The sequence below is a fragment of the Nitrospirillum guaranorum genome (genome assembly GCF_034653275.1).
Lineage (GTDB): Bacteria > Pseudomonadota > Alphaproteobacteria > Azospirillales > Azospirillaceae > Nitrospirillum.
The window spans coordinates 243,565-264,164 of sequence record NZ_JAYEES010000004.1; the positions used below are offsets into that span (position 1 = coordinate 243,565).

The window sequence follows — 20,600 nt, forward strand, 5'->3', positions numbered from 1 at the left end:
TCATTTTATATGCCTGCTCGCGAAAGTGGTGCGCGCTATTAGTTAATCAATGTGATCAAATATGATACCTTTCCCGCGCATGAAGATTACCGCGCGAAGCGTCGCGGGCGGGTGAGGCGGAGAACGGACGGGGGCGTTGCGGGCGGACGGACTGCTGTCATGAGCTTGGCGGAACGGGAACGGAAGACCAAGGGCGTCATCTTCGGACGCAGCCTCAACCACCGGCCGGAGCCGGTGGCGGGGGAAAGTGTTGCCTCGCCCCTGCGCCTGACCGATGTGGAATATTTCACCCTGCCGCAAAAATCGTGGCGGGATCAGTTGCGTCTGTTCCTGCAAGCCAGCGGCCTGTCCACCATCCCCATGATGACCCGCCTGCGCTGGCAGGCGCATGACATCATCGAATGGCTGCAGGCCTCCTTGCTGGGAAAGGGCCGGGCCAAGCGCGTCGCCATCACCCACCCCGTGCAATTGCTGCCCGCCATGGAATTCCTGATGGGCTTGCCGCCGGACCTGGACGTGGAACGGCGCATGATCCAGACCCTGGTGGGCCGTACGCTGATCGATTATCGCAAGCGCATCAGCCAGGAACGGGAGAAGCCGCTGCTGTTCGCGCGCGAGGCGTCAAACTATTTTTATGCGGGCTTCAAGGACCAGCAGCTGATCTCAAAAGTTTCTGCCCCCAGCGAACAGTTCTTCATTGTTCAGCGTATCTACAATAATTATTACTACTTCCGTCTGTTCTATATTTGCTCCATCATTTCGCGAGAGCCGGCAGAGGGGGCGAACAAGTTATTCTCCAAATTCATGCGCTCCTCCTTTTTCCTGTCGACGGTGCAGGATGATGGAACGCTGGCCGCCAAGCCCTCCTACCGTTCCTTGCCACCCAAGGACCACGTGGTCTATCTGGCCAAGCGCGACAACGCTCTGCAGGCGCGGTTACGCGAGGATTCCGGCCTGCGTACGGAACTGCAGTCCGTCCTGCGCTATTTCCGTCCCCTAAGAGGCTAAGGCCATTGCCCGGGCCGGCCGGTCCCGGCCACTATGCCGCGGCGTTTGGTTCAAATACCGGTGGACGGGATGGATGAGCAGGTTGCGGGCTTTAGCCTGGCGGTGCGGGATGGGGTGGCCACCCTGACGGTGGACCGCCCGGACAAGCACAACGCGCTGTCGCTGGAGATGTGGTTGGCCCTACCCGGCGTCCTGCATGGGCTGGGGACCGCCCCCGAGGTACGGGTGGTGGTGCTGACCGGGGCCGGCGGCGCCGCGTTTTCCGCCGGGGCCGACATTGCCGAATTCGCCGAGCTGTTCGCCACGGTGGAGGGCACCGCCCGTTTCAACGCCGCGGTGCGATCCGCCAACCTGGCGCTGGAGCGCTGCCCCAAGCCCACCATCGCCATGGTGCAAGGGTTGTGCGTGGGGGGCGGCTGTGGCCTGGCGCTTCATTGCGACCTGCGCTTCGCCGGGGCCGGCGCCCGCTTCGGCATCACCCCGGCCAAACTGGGGTTCGTCTATCCGTTCGAAGACACGCGGCGCTTGGTCGACCATGTCGGGCCCGCCCGCGCCAAGGATTTGCTGTTCAGCGGCCGGTTGATCCGGGCGGAGGAGGCGCTGGCCATCGGCCTGGTGGACCGGGTGGTGGAGGACGCCGCGCTGGCGGACGCGGTGCGCGAGTACGCGGCGACCCTCTGCGGGCTATCGCAATTCTCCATCCAGGCGGCCAAGCGCATCATCCAGGCCGTCCAGGATGGCGCCACGGCCGTCACCGATGCCGGTGCCGCCACTTTCCTGGAGGAGGCCGCGCGCAACGTGGATTTCGAAGAGGGACGCCAGGCCTTCCTGGCCAAGCGCCGCCCCACCTTCACTTGGCGGGGCTGGGGGCGCTAGCCGCGTCAGCCGGGGACGCCAGGTCGCGATAGGCGGGATCGGCTGCCTCCTGCCGGCCCCACACCGGATTGGCCGCGACCATGCGCGCCAGATAATCGCGCACGGCGGCGGTATCGCCCAGCATCAACGCCACCCGGGCGGCGCGGCGCCACACCCGGTCCCAGCCATGAGCCAGTTGAGCCGCTTCGGCGAGGGCCGCCCGCGCCGCGGCCTTGTCGCCCTTGCCGGCCGCCCTGTCGGCGCGGATCACCGCTTGCCAGGCATGGTGGCGCTCCACCAGGGCCCGCAGGTCGGGCAGGGGCTGGGCGCTGGCATCCACGCGGAGGTCCAAATCCTGGGGGAAGCCATCGGACGTGCGCACCACCAAGGCGGCGGACAACTTGCCGATGCTTTGCCCGCCCGCCGCCTGGCCAGCCTCGAGCGCCGCCAGCAGCCTATCCTCCAGCCCGCCGCGCGCCGCCTTGTAGGCATCCTCCATGGCCGTCAGCACGGCGGGGCCCGCCAAGCCGTTGCCCTGCACGGCATAACCCGGCCCCTGCCTGTCCCCCGCGTAAGCGGACGCCATCGCCTCGCGTCCGGTGAAGACGGCGGTGCGTCCCTGGGCGTCGACCAAGGCCACCTGGCGCGCCTCCACGCCCTCACCATCGAAGTCACCATCCTCCCGCAGCAGGATGGCCAGCGCATCGGCCGGGGTATGGCCGGCGGCCATCAGGGACAGGCCCTTGGGTCCCATGGCGGGATTGGTCTCGAACTGTGTGACGACGGCGCCGACGCCGGCTTGGGCGTAGTCCACGCTGGCCCCCACCGCCAGGTTGTTGGTGGCGACGGCGACCCCACAGCGGCCGTGGTCGCAGGCGATGATGGAGAAGGTGGCCCCCGCCGGTGCCGTCGTGGCGATCAGGCCTGCCAAGGCCAGGGGGGCCGACCACCACCGCATGGGCATCAGCGCACCAGGAAGCAGGTGCGGCCCTGGCAGCGGACATAAACCGCCAGGTCCTTTCCGTTCTGGCAGGTGATCTTGTAGACGATGTCGGGATTGTTGCCGACGAAGCGCTGCACCGCCTCCACCTTGTTCGGCTTGCAACTGGCCTCCAGCGCCACCGATTTGGCCTCCGCCTCCGATTCCGCCGCCAGCGCGCCGCCGGCCGTCCCCGTCACCACCCCAGCCAGTAACAGGGCGGCCAGTAACGGGGCGACCATACGCCTCGCAAGGCGGGAAAGGCTGTGGAGGAAGGTCCGCATCTGTCACTCGTCTCGGGAAGGGGCCGCCCTGGGAACGGGCGACCTACCATTGAGCGCGATGGTACCACCGGCGAGCGGCCGCCGTCACGATGGTGGCAGCCGTTGGCCGTCGCACCAACCAGGTGCCGCGCTTATACGCAAGAGGGCGACACTTTTATTTCTTAGGAGGTAAGTGCCGGGCAGATGTAATAGATTTTATCACAAATGTGACGAGAACTACCCACATTGCGTAAGGTAAAACTCATCTGAAATACATACGTCTACGGAGGAAGCCTATATTGACGGAAAAGTCATGCTCATGAGGAACTTAGGATTGAGCACCGTAAGCCGGGGCAGGCCGGCCGCGCGGCATATTTGCGAGAGGGCGTTATGGGCATGCAGACGACCCGGGGGTCCGGCCTGACGCTGGATGAATACCGGCAGATGGAGGAGTCCCTGCTGGCCACGGCCAAGGGCCGTGATTTCTTTTATGAGGTTCAGCGCCGCGCCCGCTCGGTGGAAACCGATGAGCTTCGGCGCACCATCGCCAGTGTCCAGCGATTGATCGCGGCCTCCCGCAATGACGCGGCGCCGGCCCAAACCAGCGGCCAACTGGGCAACCCGGAAATCGCCTTTCTCAAGGCGGAGGTGGAGGCCATGGCCAACACCATCCGTCTGGTGAAGCGTGAGATCGCGGCCATCAAACCCAGCGATCCCAAGGCCGACCGCATCAGCGCGGCGACCTCGGAACTGGATGCCATCGTCACCGCGACGGAGGAGGCGACCAACCGCATTCTGACCACGGTGGAACGCATGACCGGTGCCTTGCGTCGCCTGCGCCCGGGCCGCATGGTCGACGGCCAACTGCTGACGGCGTTGGAGAACGCCTGCATGGACGTGATGATGGCCTGCTCTTTCCAGGACATCTGTGGCCAGCGCACCGCCAAGGTGGTGAACACCCTGAGCTATATCGAGGAGCGCGTGGGCGTGATCACCGGCCTGTGGCGCACCCTGCCTCAGGCCTCAACCACACCGGCCATGCCGCCGGCGGATGCCCCGCGCGAGGTGCTGCTGCCGTATAAGCATGACGACGCCCGGCCCGATGCCCATCTGCTGCATGGTCCCGCCCTGCAGGCGCCGTCGCAGACCACCATCGATGCCCTGTTCAGTGCCGTTTCGCCCACGCAAGCGGTGGCGGCGCAGCCGGCCGCGCCGGTGAAGGATGTGGTCATCCCCAGCACCACCGGCCTGTCGGCTGATGCCTTGCGCACCCAGCAGGAAATCGACGCGTTGTTCGAGGGGGCCCATTAGAGCGGATCGCCTACAGGCGCGATCGCGTTTAGGCGTGGATCCGCTCGCGGACGGACGCAGCTGTAGCCGGCTGTTGTGGTTCCGATTGAACGCGGCCGGCTATGGCCCTCATCCAGGCGGATTGGCACCACCCGCCCGCACCAGGGTCGCGACATCGGCCGCCCCATCCCGGGCCAGGCCGTCCGCCGTGCCGTCGCGGTCGGCGGCGGGGCGGTTCTGGCTCATCTTCCATTTGCCTTCCAGGCTGGTCAGCGTCAGGCGGAAGCCGACGATGCCGCGCAGTTGCGCCTGGATGAAGTCAGCGGGCGCGTCGCCGACCGCCCAGGGCGCGGCGCGGCCCCCTTCATGCCGGTCGGTCAGGCTGGTCACCAGATCCAACAGGGCGCCGGTGTCCTCGAAGAAGGTGATGGGGCCCCGGGCGTGGATGGTGGCGTAGTTCCAGGTGGGCACCACCTTGCCGGTTTCCGCCTTGGTGGCATACCAGGATGGGGTGATGTAGGCGTCCGGCCCCATAAAGATGGCCAGCGCCGCGCTTCCCGCCGGCGTCTCCCGCCATTGCGGATTGGCCTTGGCGACATGGCCGTAGAGCGTGCCGTAGGGCCCCTCATCCGCGCGCAGCAGCAGGGGCAGGGGGCTGGCCTGGGGCACGCCGTCCGCGCCCACCGTCACCAGGTTGGCCAGGCCGATGGCCGCCATGGCCTGGTGCAATACGGGCAGGCGGTCTTCCTTGAAGTGCGTCGGGCGGTACATGGCGGCTGGCTTTCCATGCTGCGATAAGGGACGCGCAGTCTCCCGCCAAACTGGATCGTCCCATAGCGCCAGTTATCACATTCTGATAAGTCCAGTAGGTCGGTTCCGGTATCAGGATTACCCGTCCATGTCCGCCATCGCCCCCCTCTGGAACAGCCTGATGCTGGACCGGCGGGCGCCCATGTCGTTGCAGGACCAGATCGTCGCCTATTTTCGCGATGCCGCCCTGTCCGGCCGCCTGCCTGCCGGCACGCGGCTGCCGTCCAGCCGGGAACTGGCGCGCGACCAGGGCCTGGCCCGCATCACCGTCGTCCAGGCGTATGACCGGCTGGTGGCGGAGGGCTATGTGCTGGGCCGTGCCGGTGCCGGCATGTATGTGGCGGAGGGGGTGGCCGCGGCCGCACCCCGCGCCATCCCCGGCGCCTTGGCGTCCGCCAGCCCCACGGCGCCGACGGCGCCCCCGCTGCCCCTGGCCATCGGCATCCCCGCGCTGGACCAGTTCCCCTGGGCGGATTGGGCCAAGGCGGGGATGGCGGCGCAGCGCGGACGCCCGGCGCACCTGCTGGCCTACGGCGACCCTTGCGGCAGGGCGGAACTGCGGGCCGCCATCGCCGCCTATGTGGCGGTGGCGCGGGGCATCGCCTGCGTGCCTGAGCAGATCATCGTCGTCAGTGGCGCCCAGCAAGGCATCGACCTCGTGGCCCGCACCCTGCTGTTCCCCGGTGACGCCGTCTGGTTCGAGGAGCCGGGCTATGTTGCCGGCCGGTCCGTGCTGGCGGCGGCGGGGCTGGAGGTCGTGCCGGTGCCGGTGGATGGCGACGGCATGGACGTCGCCGCCGGCTTGGCCGTCCGTCCAGGCGCCCGCCTGGCCCTGGTCGCCCCCACCCACCAATATCCCCTGGGCGCCACACTCAGCCTGGGGCGCCGCCTGGCGCTGCTGGATTGGGCCGAGGGGGCCGATGCCTGGGTGCTGGAGGATGATTACGATGGGGAATACCGCTATGGCGGCCGGCCGCTGACGCCGTTGCACACCCTGGATGGCGGGCGGCGGGTCTTGTACCTGGGGACCTTCAGCAAGGTCCTGGCCCCGGGCCTGCGCCTGGGGTACCTCATCGTACCGCCGGTCCTGGCGGACCGGTTCGCCGAGGCCAAATGGATGCAGGACCGGGGGGCGCCCGGCCTGACGCAACAGACCCTGGCGCGCTTCATCACCCAGGGTCGTCTTGCCGCACACGTGCGGCGCATGCGCCCCCTCTATCGCGCCCGGCGCCTGGCCCTGGTGGCGGCTCTGGCCGAGCACGCCCCCGATGTGCTGGACGCCACCGGCAATCCCGAGGCCGGCCTGCATCTGGTGGCGCGGCTGCGGGTGCCGGGCGACGACGCCGCCATCGCCAGCGCCGTCCTGGCGCGGGGCGTGAAGGCGGCCGCCCTCTCCCCCTATTACCAGGGAGTCGCACCTGCCGGCGGCTTCGTCCTGGGCTTCGCCGGCACGGCGGAGGCGGCCATGGCTCCGGCCGTGCGCATCCTGGCGGCGGCGATCCGCCAGGGTTAAGCCACCAATTCCTTGCGCATGGGCACGAACGCGATGGTCTGCCCGTTGGGCAGGGGGTGGAGCACCTCGCCCGTGGGGTGGAAGCCCAGGGCGCGGTAGAGCGGCACGCCGGGCAGGGTGCCCATCAGTTCCAGCGCCTGGAAGCCGGCCGCCCGCGCCTCCGCCTCGCAGGCTTCCAGCAGGGCGCGGCCGATGCCCTGGCGCGCGCGCTGGGGATGGACGAAAAAGGCGCGGATGCGGGCGGGGTCGCGGGCCGGATCCAGCATCTGCGGGCTGCGGTCGGGGCGGGCATCGCCACCGAACAGGGTCATGCGCCGGCTCCACCCGCCGCAACCGACGAACAGGCCGTCCGCCTCCTCCGCCACGAAATAGGTCTGGTCATGGATCAGGTCGCTGTCCACACCGAAGGCGCCGGCCAGCGCGCCCTCCACCACCTCGGGCGTGTAGTGGTCGCCGCTGAGGCCCCGGGCGGATGCCTGGATCAAGGCCTGCAACGCCGGCTTGTCCGCCAATGTCGCCTTGCGCAAGGTGTAGGCCACGGTGTTCCCTCCCATCCTCGATCCATGCCTTAAGCCGTTGATGATACACTGGCTTCACCACCTGTCCCGTCGCTTTGGGGAATTGCCGCCATGACGCCAGACGATTTCCGCCGTATCGCGTGCTCGCTGGCCGGGGTGGAAGAGGGCGCGCACATGGGCCATGCCGATTTCCGCGCGGGGAACCGCATCTTCGCCACCCTGGATCCGGACCTCGGGCGGGGCATGGTCAAGCTGGCGGTGGAGGAGCAGGAGATGCGTGTGGCGGCGGCGCCGGCCGTTTTCCAGCCGGTCCCGGGCGGCTGGGGCCGGAGCGGCGCCACCCATGTGGCCTTGGGGGCCGCCGACGAGGCCACGCTGACCGGCGCCGTGACGGCGGCGTGGCGGTTGGCGGTGGCCCTGGGGCCGACACGGCCCCGAAAAAGGAAATAGCCAGCCGACACGCGCCCGCAAGAACCCAACCTAGTTCCTGACTCCCGGCGCGTCCTGCTTCAGCCACCATATGGCCAGTTCCTCGGCCGGCAGGCCGGGGCTGTAGAGGAAGCCCTGGGCCACGGGCACGCCCAGGGCGCGCAACCGCTCGGCCTGGTCCTCCGTTTCCACGCCCTCGGCCACCACCTTGGCGTCGATGACGGCCGCCACCTGGATGATGGCGCGCACCAGCATGTCCGACTTGGCGTCCTGGTTCATGCCTTGGACGAAGCGGCGGTCGATCTTCACCGTCGTGGCGGGCAGGCGGTTCAGGTAGCTCAGCGAGGAATAGCCGGTGCCGAAATCGTCCAAGGCCACGCCGAAGCCCCGGTCCCGCAGGCCCTGGATATGGTCGAACGTGCGCGCGTCGTCGCCGACGAAGACGGATTCGGTGATTTCCATCTCGATGCCTTCGGCTGAGGCCTCCTGCGCCATCAGCACACCGTCGATGCCTTGCAGGAAATCCGCCTGCTGCACCTGCAGGGCGCAGACGTTCACCGCCACCGGGATGTCCAATCCCTCCGTCCGCCAGGCGCGGCGCTGGCGGATGGCCATTTCCAGCACCTGCAGGCCCATGGGCAGCACAAGGCCGCTGGCCTCCGCCAGATCCAGGAACTGGGCCGGCATCAGCAGGCCGTGCCGGGGGGATTGCCAGCGCACCAGCGCCTCCACCCCCACGGGTCGGCTGGTCATCAGGTCCAGCTTGGGCTGGTAGTGCAGCACCAGTTCGCGGTTGCGCAGGGCGGCGCGGAATTCCGCCAGCAGCGCCAGGCCGGCATGGTTGCGCCGTTCCAGTTCCGGATTGAACGCGATCAGCCGGCCCCGCGCGCGCAGTTTCGCATCCTTCAAGGCCAATGACGCCTGCTGCACCAGCAGGTCGCCGGTCGGCTGCCCCCATCCTCCCCGGTCGCATCGGCGCCGGTGAAGGTGCAGCCGCTGGTGGCCGACAGGCTGGCATGGCGGCCGGCGACATCGAACCCGGTCTCGAACGCCACCTCCAGCCGGCTTTCCAGCAGGGCCAGCGACAGGTCCGCCTGCACCGGGGCGGGCAGGGCCAGGGCGAAGCGGTCGCCGCCGAAGCGGCTGATGGCCACGGCTTCGGGGAAATTGGCCACCAGGCGGTGCCCAACGGCGCGCAGCAGCGCATCCGCGACCTGGAAGCCCAGGCGCGCGTTGATGAAGTGGAACTGGTCCAGATCCAGCAGGATGACCACCAGGTTCTGGCCGGGCGCCGCCCGGTCCAACGCCGCCCGGTCCAACGCCGCGATGAAGCCGGCGCGGTTGGGCAGGGCGGTCAGCGAGTCGGTGAAGGCGACGGACCGCAGGTGCTCGAACAGGGTCGCGGTCTCGAAGCCCAGCGCCACGTTGATGGTGAACAGGCGCACCAGGTCGCGCTTCTGCTCATCCACCGGCGTGGGGGTGGACATGTAGATGGCCGCCGGGTGGGCGCTGCCCGATTGCAGGTACAGGATGTCGCCGCCCCGGCTCTTGAACCCCTCGCGGCGGGAGAACGCCTCCAGCAAGGCGGCCTCGATCTCAACATTGCCCAGGCTGGCCAAGGGCTTGCGGATGTGGCCGGCGAAGCGGCCGGCGGCCGCCACGATGACGGGGCCGTCCACCGTGCCCTGGGCGCACAACAGGCCCTCGGGCTCCATGCCCATCTGGGCCGCCAGCTGGATCAGGACGCCGGCGCTGAACTCGTTCAGGCTGCGCTCGCTGAACAGGTCGGCGGAGGCCTTGATCACCTGCTCCAGCCCCCGGCGGTGCCGGTCCAGCGCCACGATCTGCTCATAGGACCTGAGGGCGGTGATGATGCTGGAGGCCAGGCGGGTGACCGTCAGCTCGGTCTTGGCCTTGTAATCGTTGATGTCGTACTGGCGGATGACCTCCAGCTCGGGGGCGTAGCCCGGCTGGCCCGTGCGCAGCACGATGCGCACCTGGTCGTTGCGCAATTCCTCCCGGATGCGGCGCACCAGATCCAGGCCGGCGCGTTCATCCTCCATCACCACGTCCAGCAGCACGACGGCGATGTCGGGCGTGCCGGCCAGGTACTCGAACGCCTCCCAGGCGGTATAGCAGCTGTCCAGCGTCAGCGGCCGGCCGCGAAAATCCATGCCTTCCAGCGCCAGGCGGGTGGCCAGGTGCACCTGCTCGTCGTCGTCGACAACCAGGATGCGCCAGCCCGGGCCGCTGTGCCGCGCGGTTCCCCGGTCATCTTCGATATGGATCAGAGCCTCGGCCGGGTTCGCCATCAGCCGGGCTCCCTTGGTGAGGGGGACGGCGCGTCGGGGGAGGGCCCGCCCAGCGCGCTGGCGCGGGTGCCGGGCCCGAGGGACGCGTCGTCGGCGGCATGCGGCGCCGTCAGGGGCACGGTCAGCGTCACGGTCGTCCCCTCACCGGGCGTGGAGGCCACGGCGATGGCCCCGCCCAGGATGCCCGTGACGATGTTGTAGACGATATGCATGCCCAGGCCCGATCCCCCCTGGCCCATCTTGGTGGTGAAAAATGGTTCGAACAAGCGTCGCCGCACATCCTCGCCCATCCCGGCGCCGTTGTCCTGCACGCGCAGGGTTACATCCCGCGCGTTGCGGCTGGCCTCGATGCGCAGCAGTTGCCCCGTGGCCTGGCGTTCCCGCGCCGGCAGGGCGGCGTCGAAGGCGTGCAGTTCCGCGTTCTGGATCAGGTTGGTCAGCACTTGGCCCAGGGGGCCGGGGTAGCTGTCCAGGTCGATGCCATCCGGGATGGCGGTCTCCACCCTGAAAGAGGCGCGCCGCAGCATGGGGCCCAGGGTGGTCAGGGTGTCGGAGACCATTTCGCCCAGGTTGAAGCGGCGGCGCTGGGAACTGGCGCGGTCCACCGCCACCTGCTTGAAGTGCTGCACCAGGGTGGTCGCGCGGTCCAGGTTGCGCTCCAGCAGGTCGGTGCTGTCACGCGCCACCCGGGCGAAGCGGTCCACCGTGCTCTGCCGCAACTGTCCGGCCTCGATGGCCGCCAGGAAGCGTTTGGTCTCCAACGCCAGTGTGCTGCTGGCGCTGACGGCCACGCCAAGGGGGGAGTTCACCTCGTGCGCCACCCCCGCGACCAGGGACCCCAGGGCGGCCAGCTTCTCCGATTCCACCAGCTGGTCCTGCAGCTGGCGCAGCGTGGCCAGGTTGGTCTCCGCCTCGGTCTTGGCGGCGGACAGGGACTGCGCCTCGGTGGTGCGGGCGGCGATCAACCGGTCGCGTTCCGCGCTTTTGTCGCGCAGCACGGCCAGGGCGGCTGCCAGGCCGGCGATCTCGTCCCGCCGGTCGGTGCAGGGCAGGGGATGGTCGTAATGGCCTTGGGCGAAGGCCTCGGTGGCCAGGGTCATGGCCTGGATGGGGGCGGCGATGGTGCGTATGGCCAGCCAGGCCAGGGTGGCGCCCGCCACCACCGCCAGGCCGATGGCGGACCACAGCAGCAGGCGGGTGGCGGCATAGATGGTGTTGCCTTCGCGGGCCGTGGCCCGGCCCTGGTTCACGTTGAACGCCAGGTCGCGCAGGATGGCGTCGGTCGCCTGGGTGTCGGCATCCCGCAGCGGACCGTTGTAAAGGGCGATGGCTTCGTCCCGGTTGTGTTCCCGCACCAGCTCGCGCAGGCGCATCTGGTACTGCTGCCCAGCGGCCCAGGCCTGGTCGAAGGCGTGCAGGCGCTGCTCATCCTCCGTGTTCATCACGATGTATTGCTGATAGTCGCGGCGCGCGATCTCCACATCCTGGTTGCGCTGGTCCAGCGCCTGCAGGCTGCGCTCCAGATCCGCCTCGGGAGCGAACAACAGCCGCGCCTCCGCCAGGCGGTGGCTCTTGATGGCTGAGATCATCTGCCCGTTCACGGCGGTGCTGGGCAGCCAGTTGTCGCGGATGACGGCCGCCTTGTCGTTGAGCGCGCCCAGCCGGTCCATGGCCAGCCCGCCCACCAGCGCCACACCCAGGGTCAGCAGGCTGAAGGCCAGCAGCAGGCGCAGCCGCAAGGTCAACCCGCCGGCGGTGCGCGCGATCCGGTTGGACAAATCGGCCGGGGGCAGGAACGGGGCGGTGGCGGCCATCTCCGCCGTTCCCATTTCAAGCGACCGGGGGCCGGAGGACTGTGCCATGAGCCATGCTTCCGCTTGCGATCCGCCGTCGTGCCTATCCCGGCATCGGGGCGGCTGGTGCTGTCCAGACGGTGCCCCGGGCGGGAAAAGACACGTTATCCCCTGAGCTTAACGTCTGCCGACGGTGGTGGACAGGGGGCTGGCTCTATCCTCCGGTACAGGACGGCGGTGGGCAAGGGTGCGAAAGAGGGGGCGGCGGCGCGTTCCGCGCAAAAGAAAAGGGCCGCCCGGCTGGACGGCCCTTTCCCGATAGGGGGCTTCCCGAAGGAAGCCAATCCAATCAGACGGAATAGTACATCTTGTATTCGATGGGGTGCGGCGAGGTTTCGAACGCCAGCACTTCTTCCATCTTCAGGTCGATGTAGCTGTTGATGAAGTCCTCGGTGAAGACATCGCCCTTCTTCAGGAAGGCGTTGTCGGCGGCCAGGGACTCCAGGGCCTCGCGCAGCGAACGGCAGACGGTCGGCACTTCCTTCAGCTCTTCCGGCGGCAGGTCGTACAGGTTCTTGTCCATCGCGTCGCCGGGGTGGATCTTGTTCTGGATGCCGTCCAGACCAGCCATCAGCATGGCGGCGAAGGCCAGGTAGGGGTTCGCACCCGGGTCCGGGAAGCGGACTTCGACGCGCTTGCCCTTGGGGCTGTTCACGTACGGGATGCGGCAGGAAGCCGACCGGTTGCGGGAGGAGTAGGCCAGCAGCACCGGCGCCTCATAGCCCGGGACCAGGCGCTTGTAGCTGTTGGTCAGCGGGTTGGTGAAGGCGTTCAGGGCGCGGGCGTGCTTGATGATGCCGCCGATGTAATACAGGGCGGTCTCGGACAGGTCGGCGTAGCCGGAACCCGCGAACAGGGGCTTGCCGTCCTTCCAGATGGACTGGTGGCAGTGCATGCCCGAACCGTTGTCGCCGAACACGGGCTTCGGCATGAACGTGGCGGTCTTGCCGTAGGCGTGGGCGACGTTGTGCACCACGTACTTAAAGATCTGCATGGTGTCGGCCATGCTGACCAGGGTGCCGAACTTGATGCCCAGTTCGTGCTGCGAGGCGGCCACCTCGTGGTGGTGCTTCTCGACCTCGACGCCCATGTCGGCCATCACGGTCACCATCTCGGCGCGCAGGTCCTGGCCGGCGTCGATCGGGGCGACCGGGAAGTAGCCGCCCTTGACGGCCGGACGGTGGCCCAGGTTGCCTTCCGGATAGGCCTTGCCGGAGGTGTAGGGGCCTTCCTCGCTGTCGAACTCGTACATGACGCGGTTCATCGAGACTTCGAACTTCACGTCGTCGAACACGAAGAACTCGGCCTCGGGGCCGAAGTAGGCGGTGTCGCCGATGCCGGCGCTGGCCATGTAGTTCTCAGCGGCCTTGGCGATGGAGCGCGGGTCGCGCTTGTAGGGCTGGCCGGTGGACGGCTCCAGCACGTCGCAGAACACGGTCAGCAGCGGCTGGGCGGCGAACGGGTCCAGCACGGCGGTGGCCGGGTCGGGCATCAGGATCATGTCCGACTCGTTGATGGCCTTCCAACCGGCGATCGACGACCCGTCGAACATCACGCCGTCGGTGAACATCTCCTCGTTCACGGTGCTGATGTGCTGGGCGGTGTGCTGCAGCTTGCCGCGCGGATCGGTGAAACGGAAGTCGACGTACTTGACGTCGTGCTCCTTAACCAGGTCGAAGAACTTCGCGATATCGGACATCTTGATGGGTTCCCTAAAGTTCTGGGAGATGTTGGGTGACTACTGACTTCGCGTACATGGGCGGGAACATCGCTGCGCCCCCCATCCCATAATGTTCCGGCGCCCTGGGTTGCTCCCATCCCGGGCCGCCAGCCCCAAACGTATGATCAATGATCCATGACCATTGATATCCCGGACGGCGAAGCGCCCGGCCGTTTCCGTCCACGCCGTCGTCGCACGCGCCGCACCCCGCCCCGGCGGGGGCGATGTCCGGCGGACCGGCGTCAGACGGCGTCCGGCCCCCGTTCGCCGGTGCGGATGCGGATGACATCCTCCACCGGAGTCACGAAAATCTTGCCGTCGCCGATGCGGCCGGTGTGCGCCGCCTGCTGGATGGCCTCTATGGCGCGATCGACCAGCTGATCGTCCATCACGATCTCGATCTTCACCTTGGGCAGGAAGTCCACGACATACTCCGCGCCGCGATACAGCTCGGTATGGCCCTTCTGCCGGCCGAAGCCCTTGGCCTCGGTCACGGTGATGCCCTTGATGCCGACTTCGTGCAGCGCTTCCTTCACCTCGTCCAGCTTGAACGGTTTGATGATGGCTTCGATCTTTTTCATCGCTTACGGCCACGCCTTCGCTTCAAGGGCGGGGGATGATCGGCGCCGGTGCCGGGTCTGCGGGGCCCAACGGGACCGCATGCCTGGGAACTTATGCCGGAAACCCCCCACGATTTTCAATTCGATGTCTGGCCCATAGACAACACGGGTGGGGCGCGTCCCGCAACAGGCGTCGCCGCCCCCATGTGGCCCGGCCAGACCGGGGCAACAGGATAGCACGCCCCATGCCAACCGAGCGGATGGGGCGGGCCCGGCCCTCCGGCCCCGGTGGCTCCAACGTATGCGCGCTTCTTGTGCAAACGACAGCACAAAAATTAATCAACAGCCTGTATTTTGTTCTTTGGGGTGGCGGCGCGCCCGATTTGAGGGAATGCCAGTGCCTTGATTGCGGCCTGTCGCCGGACGCGACCCCGGCATGTGAAGATTATTTTATCAGAATGCTTGACGGGGTGGGGGTAGGTGGTGCAGAAACCCGCCTCACGGCGGCGGTGGTAGCTCAGCTGGTAGAGCTCTCGGTTGTGGTCCGAGCGGTCGTGGGTTCGAGTCCCATCCATCGCCCCATCTTCCTTATAGTATATATAAGGATGGCAAAGGCGCCCTCACCGGGCGCCTTTTTGCTTTTCCGGCGCCAGGCGCTAAACTGCCCGCCCGACAGGCATCTGGGGCGGCACGCCATGACCTTCACGTTGCCATGACCTTCACGTTTGACGACATCCGCGCCCGGGCCCTGGCCTGGCCGGGGGTGGAGGACGGCACCTCCTACGGGACGCCGGCGCTGAAGGTGCGCGGCAAGCTTCTGGCCCGCCTGCGCGAGGATGGCGACACCCTGGTCGTCACCGGCGTGGACACGGACGAGCGCGCCCTGCTGATGGCCATCGAACCGGCTGTCTATCATCTGACCGATCATTATGTGGGCTGGCCCATCGTGCTGGCGCGCTTGTCCGCCATCCCTGACCACGGCTCATTGGACAAGGTGGCGGGCCTGCTGTACCGCCAGTGGCGCGCAATGGCGCCCAAGACCCTGGTGCGGCGGTTCGACGCGGCCGGTCCGGCATAGCCCGACCTGCGGCGGATGTCAGTGTCCGCCGCAGCTGCCGCCCCCGCATCCGCCATGGCCGCCACATCCGCCGTGCCCGCCGCCGCAATGGCCATGCCCGTCCCCGCCGCCGTGATGGTGGCCCTGGCCGTCGCCTCCATCCCAGCCGGTGGCGGACGAGTCGGCAGCGCCGCCGCCTCGCGTCTTGTCCACCCAGGCCATGGCCAGGAGGCTGGGCGCCGGCCATGCCAATGGATCGGGCGCCCCGTAGCACTCTTTATAGGCGATCCAGGTCCGGGCATAAGCCTCCGCGCTGCCGGCGCCGACATGATGATGGATGAAGCGGCCGGCCGAGGCCCGGCAGTAGGCGGCATACAGGGCGGTGCACAGCACCAGCTCGTGCCAATAGTCATCGACCAGGCTGTCGGGCGCGCCCAGGGGCTGTTTCGCTGCCCATCTGGGCGGGGCGGCCATCAGGCCGAAATAACGCCGGAACTCCCGTTCCCAGAAAGCGGCGCCCGGGGCGTCCAGGTCATGCCGTTTGCGGAAGCGCTCCGTCGCCAAGGACAGGTCATGGGCGAACACGGCCCGCAGGCGTCTTTGTCGTTTGTTGATAAGATGGCCGCCCCAGGCGGCTATGGTGGCCCAACTGGCCAGGATCAACGTACCCGGTCCCCAAATGGTGGACATATGCCCTCGACGGGTGGTTACGGACGACGTCATTATACCTGGACACCCCCGCCGCCGCCAGCGTGGCGTTGTCCCGCCGCCGGCGGCATCAACCCCTGGTCGTTCCATCGTCCGAGTGCCCGCCCATGGTCCCGATCCCCGCCTCCGCCCGCGCCGTGCTGTCCGTGGCCCATATGCGCGCCGCCGATGCCGCCGCCATCGCGGGGGGCGTGCCCGGCATCGAACTGATGGAACATGCCGGCCGTGCGGTGGCCGGCGTGGTCATGGCGCGCTTCGGCCTGGGCCCGGTGACGGTGCTCTGCGGACCTGGCAACAACGGCGGCGACGGTTTCGTGGCGGCGCGCCATCTGGCAGCCGCCGGGTGGCCCGTGCGTCTGGCCCTGCTGGGTGATCTGGATCGCCTGGCGGGTGATGCCGCCCTGGCGGCGGCCGGTTGGATGGGGATTTGGGGACGGGAGTCGGTGCTGGAGGCTGCGCCGGCCGTGCTGGCCGGGGCGACGGTGGTGGTCGACGCCCTCTTCGGCGTGGGACTGTCCCGGCACCTGACGGGGGCGGCGGCGGCGCTGGTGGCCGCCATGGCGGATGCGCGCCGGGGCGGGGCCGTCGTGGTGGCGGTGGACGTGCCCAGCGGGCTGGATGCCGATACCGGCGTGCCGGTGGGGGATGTCATGGTCCGGGCCGACGTCACCGTCACCTTCTTCCGCAAAAAGCCGGGGCATCTGCTGTTGCCCGGTCGCGTGGCCTGCGGCGTCACCATCGTGGCCGACATCGGCATTCCCGATACCGTGCTGGCGGACCCGGCCGTGGCCACGGACGTGTGGGAGAACGGGCCGGCTTTGTTCGCGGGCCACCTGCCACGCCCCCGCGTCGATGACCACAAGTACCGGCGGGGCCACGCGCTGGTGCTGGGCGGGGCGGTCATGACCGGGGCCGCGCGCCTGGCGGCGCGCGCGGCGCAGCGGGCCGGCGCCGGCCTGGTGACCGTGGCCAGTCCGCCCGCGGCGGAGCTGGTCTATCGCCTGTCCAGTCCCAGCCAGATCGTGCGCCCCGTGGCGGACTTGGCCGCCGCGGAAACGATCCTGGCCGACCCGCGCATCACGGCCGCAGTGTTGGGCCCTGGCGCCGGCACGGATGACGATGGCCAGGCGCTGCTGCGCGTCCTGGTCGCCGCCGCCGGCCGGCGCGCGGGCAGCCCAAGGAACGTTAACCGAGTGGACGCCAGCCGAGAGGGCGCCGGTTTCGGCCTGGTGCTCGACGCCGACATCTTCACCGCCTTCGCCGGCCAGGCGGACGCGCTGCGGACCCATCTGGCGGGCCGTGCCGTGCTGACCCCGCACGAGGGCGAATTCGCCCGCCTGTTCGGGCCGGGGCATGCCGCGTTGGCGGGGGATAAGCTGACGCGCGCCCGCGTCGCCGCCCGCCACCTGGGCGCGGTTATCCTGCTGAAAGGACCGGACACGGTCATCGCCCATCCCGATGGCCGCGCCGCCATCGAGGCCAGTGGCCCGCCCACCCTGGCCACCGCGGGGTCGGGCGACGTCCTGGCGGGCCTGTGCCTGGGCCTGCTGGCCGGCGGCATGGACGCCTGGCATGCCGCCTTGGCCGCAGCCTGGCTGCACGCCCAAGCCGCCCTGCGCTTCGGTCCCGGCCTGGTGGCCGAGGACTTGCCCGAACAAGTGCCGGCCCTGTTGGCGGACCTGTTGGCGGCATGACCGCAGGGCCGGCGGCGGCATGCCAAATAAAAATCCTATAAAATTGTAGATAAACTGCCAGGCATTCGCACCGCCGACTAAGCCTTCCCTTTCCCCGCAGACCAACCGAGAGGCCCCGCCGCGTCGGGAATATTCAGAATGCCGTATTCGCGGTATGCCAAAAGCATTGCTCGCACTAAAACAATGGGATACTCTCGGTATAGATTCAAACTGCTTCGCGGCATTTGCCCCAACCAGGGGCGTGACTGACCGGCGCAATATCCATTTCCGCCCCCACTGGGCTTCCGGCATTCGTGTCTGGCCCGGGCTTGGGGCGGACCCGCTTCCCGAAGTATTGGGAACCGTGGGAATGATGTTGACGCACGTCGGAATATCGCGGGCGGGGCAAGGCGACGGGGCCTTTATCCCGAACGTCTGGCATCGGCGCCAATAAACGCCCTGTTCACTGGGCGGAGTGCCGGGCCTGCTTTATTAGGGGGGCGAGTGTGGGCTTCTCTCTTTTTCGCCGGTCGCGCCTGGACGATCCGTTGCAGGTTGGCGCGCAGTATCGTCGGGTGGTTTCCGGCAGCGTGACGGAAACGGCGGAGGTCCTGACCATCACCACCGACAGTTTCCACATCCCGCACGTGCGCTTCATGGTGCGCAACAACCTGCCCGAAGGAAGCTGCGCCCCGGACCAGCGCACCCTGTCGGCCGAAAGCTTCAGCCGCCTGTTCAACGAGCGGGTCGCCAGCTGACGGTGGTGGCCGCCGGTGGGCTCAAGCCCTTTTCCCGCGACATCTTCCTTCTCAACCCATTCCATCCGGGATATCGGCGCGTTTCCCGAGGCGCGGCCCGTGACGGCGATTGAACTGGCCGTTCCGCCCTAACCTGAGGTGGTAGGCCCCGGGAACGGCCTGGAATAGTTGGCGGAATCCCCCATATCGTCCACCTGGGCCACTCTCGCTGGTGGCCGGGCCGGCTGGCATTTCGCCATACCGGTATGCCCCCGAAGGCGTGTCAGGGACGGTCGGCATGGGATGGAAAGACGCGATGTCCTCTGAGGCGGCCCCGGTGCGGTCGGCACCCATCCCGGCCGCGCCCGTCGCCCCCGCCCCATTCCCCCCTGTCACCTTCACCGGGCCCGTGGGCGACTTGGTGGACTTGGTCCAGGCCTTGTCCTTTTGCCGCGACGTGCCCAGCGTCATGGCCGTGGTGCGCATGGCGGCCAGGGCGCTGAGCGGTGCCGACGGCGTCACCTTCGTCCTGCGGGACGGCGACCTATGCCACTACGCGGATGAGGATGCCATCGGCCCCCTGTGGAAGGGCCGGCGCTTCCCCTTGTCTACCTGCATTTCCGGCTGGGTCATGCTGAACCGCCAGCCGGCGGTCATTGCCGACATCTACCAGGACGACCGCATCCCCCACGACGCCTACCGCCCCACCTTCGTGAAAAGCCTGGTGATGGTGCCGGTGCGCGCGGATGAGCCGGTGGCCGCCATCGGTGCCTATTGGGCCACGGTGCGCATGCCGAAGGCGGAGGAGGTGGCGTTGCTGCAGGCGGTCGCCCATTCCACCGCCGTGGCCCTGACCAACGTCCAGCTTTACGAGTCCCTGCGCGCCGCCGTGGCCGAAAGCCAGGCGCGGGCGGATGAGGCGGAAAGGGCCAACCGCGCCAAGTCCGTCTTCCTGGCGGCGATCAGCCATGATTTGCGCCAGCCGCTGCAGACCATGCGGCTTTACCACAACATGCTGAGCGAGCGAGCGGCCAACGGCCGCGCCGCCGTCGCGGCCGGCGCTGGCGGCCTTCCCAACGCGGCGCCCGCCAACGGTCTGGCCACCGCGCTGGACCGCAAGCTCATCGGCGGCATGGGTGAGGCGCTGTCGGCGGGGGAGGAACTGCTGCGCGCCCTGCTGGACGTGTCGGTGCTGGACGCCGGCACGGTGGCGGTGAACGCGCAGCGCTTCGGTCTGGAGGCGATGGTGGCCGGCCTGGTCAGCGCCGTCCGGGGCGATGCCGAGAAGGCGGGGGTGGACATCCGCCTGCGCACGGCCGCCAAGACCGGCCCGCAGGCGGCGCTGGAGGTCGCGGACACCGATCCCGTCCTGCTGAAATGCGTCCTGCGCAACCTGCTGACGAACGCCATCCGCTACACCGGCCGGGGCGGGCGCGTCCTCGTTTCCACCCGCCGCCGGGGCCGATCCATGCTGGTCCAGGTGTGGGATACGGGCGTGGGTATCGCCGCCGATCAGTTGGGCACGGTGTTCGAGGATTTCGTCCAGCTGAACAATCCGGAGCGGGACCGGACCAAGGGCTTGGGACTGGGGCTGGGCATCGTTCGCCGCATGGCCCGCCTGTTGGGCACCAGCGTCACCGTGCGCTCGCGGCCGGGCCGCGGCTCCGTCTTCTCGGTCCTGGTGCCGTGCGCGCCGGCGGCCGCGGGGGCGGCGGCCGACCCCGCCGCGCCCGACGGTCTTCTGCCCTTCCCCCGCGACGGCCAGCGCCCGGCCCAGCGCGCGAGCGACCCGCGCACCATCCTGGCGGTGGAGGACGACGCCCTGCAGCGCTTGGCCCTGGGCGCCATCATCGAGAGCTGGGGCTATCGCGTCATCACCGCCGCCGGGTCCGACGACGCCCTGGCCGCCATGCGCGACGCCGTGCGCCTGCCGGGCCTGGTGATCAGCGACTTCCGACTGCCCGGCCCCCTCAACGGCGTGCAGCTGGTGGCCCGCCTGGGCAATGAGGTGCGGCGCCATTTGCCCGGCATCATCGTCACCGGCGACACCGACCCCGCCCGCATCCAGGAGGCGTCGGCCACCGGCTGCGCCCTGATCCACAAGCCCTACCTGCCGGAAGTCCTGCGCGCCGCCATCGAGGAGGTGCTGCGCGGGGTGGACGGGGGTGGGGGCCAAACAGGCGATGGGCCGATGGGGGACCAAATGGGGGGCCCGGCGGGGGCGCTGGACGCCTGACGGCCCCGCCAGCGGTGAAACGGCGTCAAAACTTTCAAGGGGCAAATTTTTAAATACCGGACTTCAGGCCCGGCGCGGC

Annotated in this window: 19 protein-coding genes and 1 tRNA gene; 10 read left to right on the forward strand and 10 right to left on the reverse strand. The window is 68.6% G+C overall.

All coding sequences use genetic code 11. From position 1 onward, the window contains the following. Window positions 1–51: 51 nt before the first annotated feature. Window positions 52–1,008 (forward strand): hypothetical protein, encoded by a 957-nt coding sequence (locus UAJ10_RS22930; RefSeq protein ID WP_322917582.1) that lies wholly within the window; start codon window positions 52–54, stop codon window positions 1,006–1,008. 69 nt (window positions 1,009–1,077) lie between these two features. Beyond that, window positions 1,078–1,884, forward strand: a complete 807-nt coding sequence (locus UAJ10_RS22935) for an enoyl-CoA hydratase-related protein (protein WP_322917583.1) — start codon at window positions 1,078–1,080, stop codon at window positions 1,882–1,884. Here the strand turns inward: UAJ10_RS22935 and UAJ10_RS22940 are convergent. Together UAJ10_RS22940 and UAJ10_RS22945 are read right to left on the reverse strand one after the other, a co-directional pair. Then, window positions 1,859–2,827 carry a DUF1028 domain-containing protein gene (locus UAJ10_RS22940; protein WP_322917584.1) on the reverse strand — a complete coding sequence of 323 codons (969 nt, stop codon included), beginning with the start codon at window positions 2,825–2,827 and terminating at the stop codon, window positions 1,859–1,861. The two genes, UAJ10_RS22935 and UAJ10_RS22940, sit on opposite strands and share 26 nt — an antisense overlap. Beyond that, window positions 2,827–3,084, reverse strand: coding sequence for a hypothetical protein (locus UAJ10_RS22945; RefSeq protein ID WP_322917585.1), 258 nt, complete (start codon window positions 3,082–3,084; stop codon window positions 2,827–2,829). Before UAJ10_RS22945 ends, UAJ10_RS22940 begins: the two co-directional genes overlap by 1 nt. Before the next feature lie 417 nt (window positions 3,085–3,501). Here UAJ10_RS22945 and UAJ10_RS22950 point away from each other — a divergent pair, with 417 nt between their 5' ends. Next, window positions 3,502–4,416 (forward strand): hypothetical protein, encoded by a 915-nt coding sequence (locus UAJ10_RS22950; RefSeq protein ID WP_322917586.1) that lies wholly within the window; start codon window positions 3,502–3,504, stop codon window positions 4,414–4,416. A 108-nt stretch (window positions 4,417–4,524) separates the two neighbouring features. Here the strand turns inward: UAJ10_RS22950 and UAJ10_RS22955 are convergent, their stop codons facing one another. Beyond that, on the reverse strand, window positions 4,525–5,166 hold the full coding sequence (locus tag UAJ10_RS22955; RefSeq protein WP_322917587.1) for an FMN-binding negative transcriptional regulator: 642 nt from the start codon (window positions 5,164–5,166) through the stop codon (window positions 4,525–4,527). A 127-nt stretch (window positions 5,167–5,293) separates the two neighbouring features. Here UAJ10_RS22955 and pdxR point away from each other — a divergent pair, with 127 nt between their 5' ends. Then, on the forward strand, window positions 5,294–6,718 hold the full coding sequence (gene pdxR, locus UAJ10_RS22960; protein WP_322917588.1) for a MocR-like pyridoxine biosynthesis transcription factor PdxR: 1,425 nt from the start codon (window positions 5,294–5,296) through the stop codon (window positions 6,716–6,718). Here pdxR and UAJ10_RS22965 read toward each other — a convergent pair. After that, a complete protein-coding gene (locus UAJ10_RS22965) occupies window positions 6,715–7,272 on the reverse strand; it encodes a GNAT family N-acetyltransferase (RefSeq protein WP_322917589.1) in 558 nt (185 codons plus the stop codon). The genes pdxR and UAJ10_RS22965 overlap by 4 nt on opposite strands. Window positions 7,273–7,347: 75 nt before the next feature. Here UAJ10_RS22965 and UAJ10_RS22970 point away from each other — a divergent pair, with 75 nt between their 5' ends. Further along, on the forward strand, window positions 7,348–7,686 hold the full coding sequence (locus tag UAJ10_RS22970; protein WP_322917590.1) for an MmcQ/YjbR family DNA-binding protein: 339 nt from the start codon (window positions 7,348–7,350) through the stop codon (window positions 7,684–7,686). A gap of 30 nt (window positions 7,687–7,716) precedes the next feature. On the opposite strand, the gene UAJ10_RS22975 is transcribed toward UAJ10_RS22970, so the two are convergent. The 5 genes from UAJ10_RS22975 to UAJ10_RS22995 form a co-directional block, all read right to left on the reverse strand. Further along, on the reverse strand, window positions 7,717–8,574 hold the full coding sequence (locus tag UAJ10_RS22975; protein ID WP_322917591.1) for a putative bifunctional diguanylate cyclase/phosphodiesterase: 858 nt from the start codon (window positions 8,572–8,574) through the stop codon (window positions 7,717–7,719). Continuing rightward, window positions 8,571–9,977, reverse strand: coding sequence for a DUF3369 domain-containing protein (locus UAJ10_RS22980; protein ID WP_322917592.1), 1,407 nt, complete (start codon window positions 9,975–9,977; stop codon window positions 8,571–8,573). Before UAJ10_RS22980 ends, UAJ10_RS22975 begins: the two co-directional genes overlap by 4 nt. Further along, a complete protein-coding gene (locus tag UAJ10_RS22985) occupies window positions 9,977–11,839 on the reverse strand; it encodes an ATP-binding protein (protein ID WP_322917593.1) in 1,863 nt (620 codons plus the stop codon). Before UAJ10_RS22985 ends, UAJ10_RS22980 begins: the two co-directional genes overlap by 1 nt. Before the next feature lie 280 nt (window positions 11,840–12,119). Then, complete coding sequence (gene glnA / locus UAJ10_RS22990) at window positions 12,120–13,529, reverse strand: type I glutamate--ammonia ligase (protein ID WP_322917594.1); 1,410 nt, start codon at window positions 13,527–13,529, stop codon at window positions 12,120–12,122. Window positions 13,530–13,792: 263 nt separating this feature from the next. Beyond that, a complete protein-coding gene (locus tag UAJ10_RS22995) occupies window positions 13,793–14,131 on the reverse strand; it encodes a P-II family nitrogen regulator (protein WP_004274165.1) in 339 nt (112 codons plus the stop codon). Between the two features lie 485 nt (window positions 14,132–14,616). Between UAJ10_RS22995 and UAJ10_RS23000 the strand changes: the two genes are divergently transcribed. After that, window positions 14,617–14,692, forward strand: a tRNA-His gene (locus tag UAJ10_RS23000). 130 nt (window positions 14,693–14,822) lie between these two features. Next, window positions 14,823–15,188, forward strand: a complete 366-nt coding sequence (locus UAJ10_RS23005) for an MmcQ/YjbR family DNA-binding protein (RefSeq protein WP_322917595.1) — start codon at window positions 14,823–14,825, stop codon at window positions 15,186–15,188. An 18-nt stretch (window positions 15,189–15,206) separates the two neighbouring features. Here UAJ10_RS23005 and UAJ10_RS23010 read toward each other — a convergent pair whose 3' ends face one another. Beyond that, window positions 15,207–15,857 carry a glycine-rich domain-containing protein gene (locus UAJ10_RS23010; RefSeq protein ID WP_322917596.1) on the reverse strand — a complete coding sequence of 217 codons (651 nt, stop codon included), beginning with the start codon at window positions 15,855–15,857 and terminating at the stop codon, window positions 15,207–15,209. 125 nt (window positions 15,858–15,982) lie between these two features. Here UAJ10_RS23010 and UAJ10_RS23015 point away from each other — a divergent pair, with 125 nt between their 5' ends. The 3 genes from UAJ10_RS23015 (at window position 15,983) to UAJ10_RS23025 (ending at window position 20,521) form a co-directional block, all read left to right on the forward strand. After that, window positions 15,983–17,569 (forward strand): NAD(P)H-hydrate dehydratase, encoded by a 1,587-nt coding sequence (locus UAJ10_RS23015; protein WP_322917597.1) that lies wholly within the window; start codon window positions 15,983–15,985, stop codon window positions 17,567–17,569. Window positions 17,570–18,054: 485 nt separating this feature from the next. Next, window positions 18,055–18,306: a hypothetical protein gene (locus UAJ10_RS23020; protein WP_138918590.1), complete on the forward strand. Its 252-nt coding sequence runs from the start codon at window positions 18,055–18,057 to the stop codon at window positions 18,304–18,306. A 295-nt stretch (window positions 18,307–18,601) separates the two neighbouring features. Then, window positions 18,602–20,521 carry a hybrid sensor histidine kinase/response regulator gene (locus tag UAJ10_RS23025; RefSeq protein ID WP_322917598.1) on the forward strand — a complete coding sequence of 640 codons (1,920 nt, stop codon included), beginning with the start codon at window positions 18,602–18,604 and terminating at the stop codon, window positions 20,519–20,521. Window positions 20,522–20,600 lie beyond the last annotated feature (79 nt).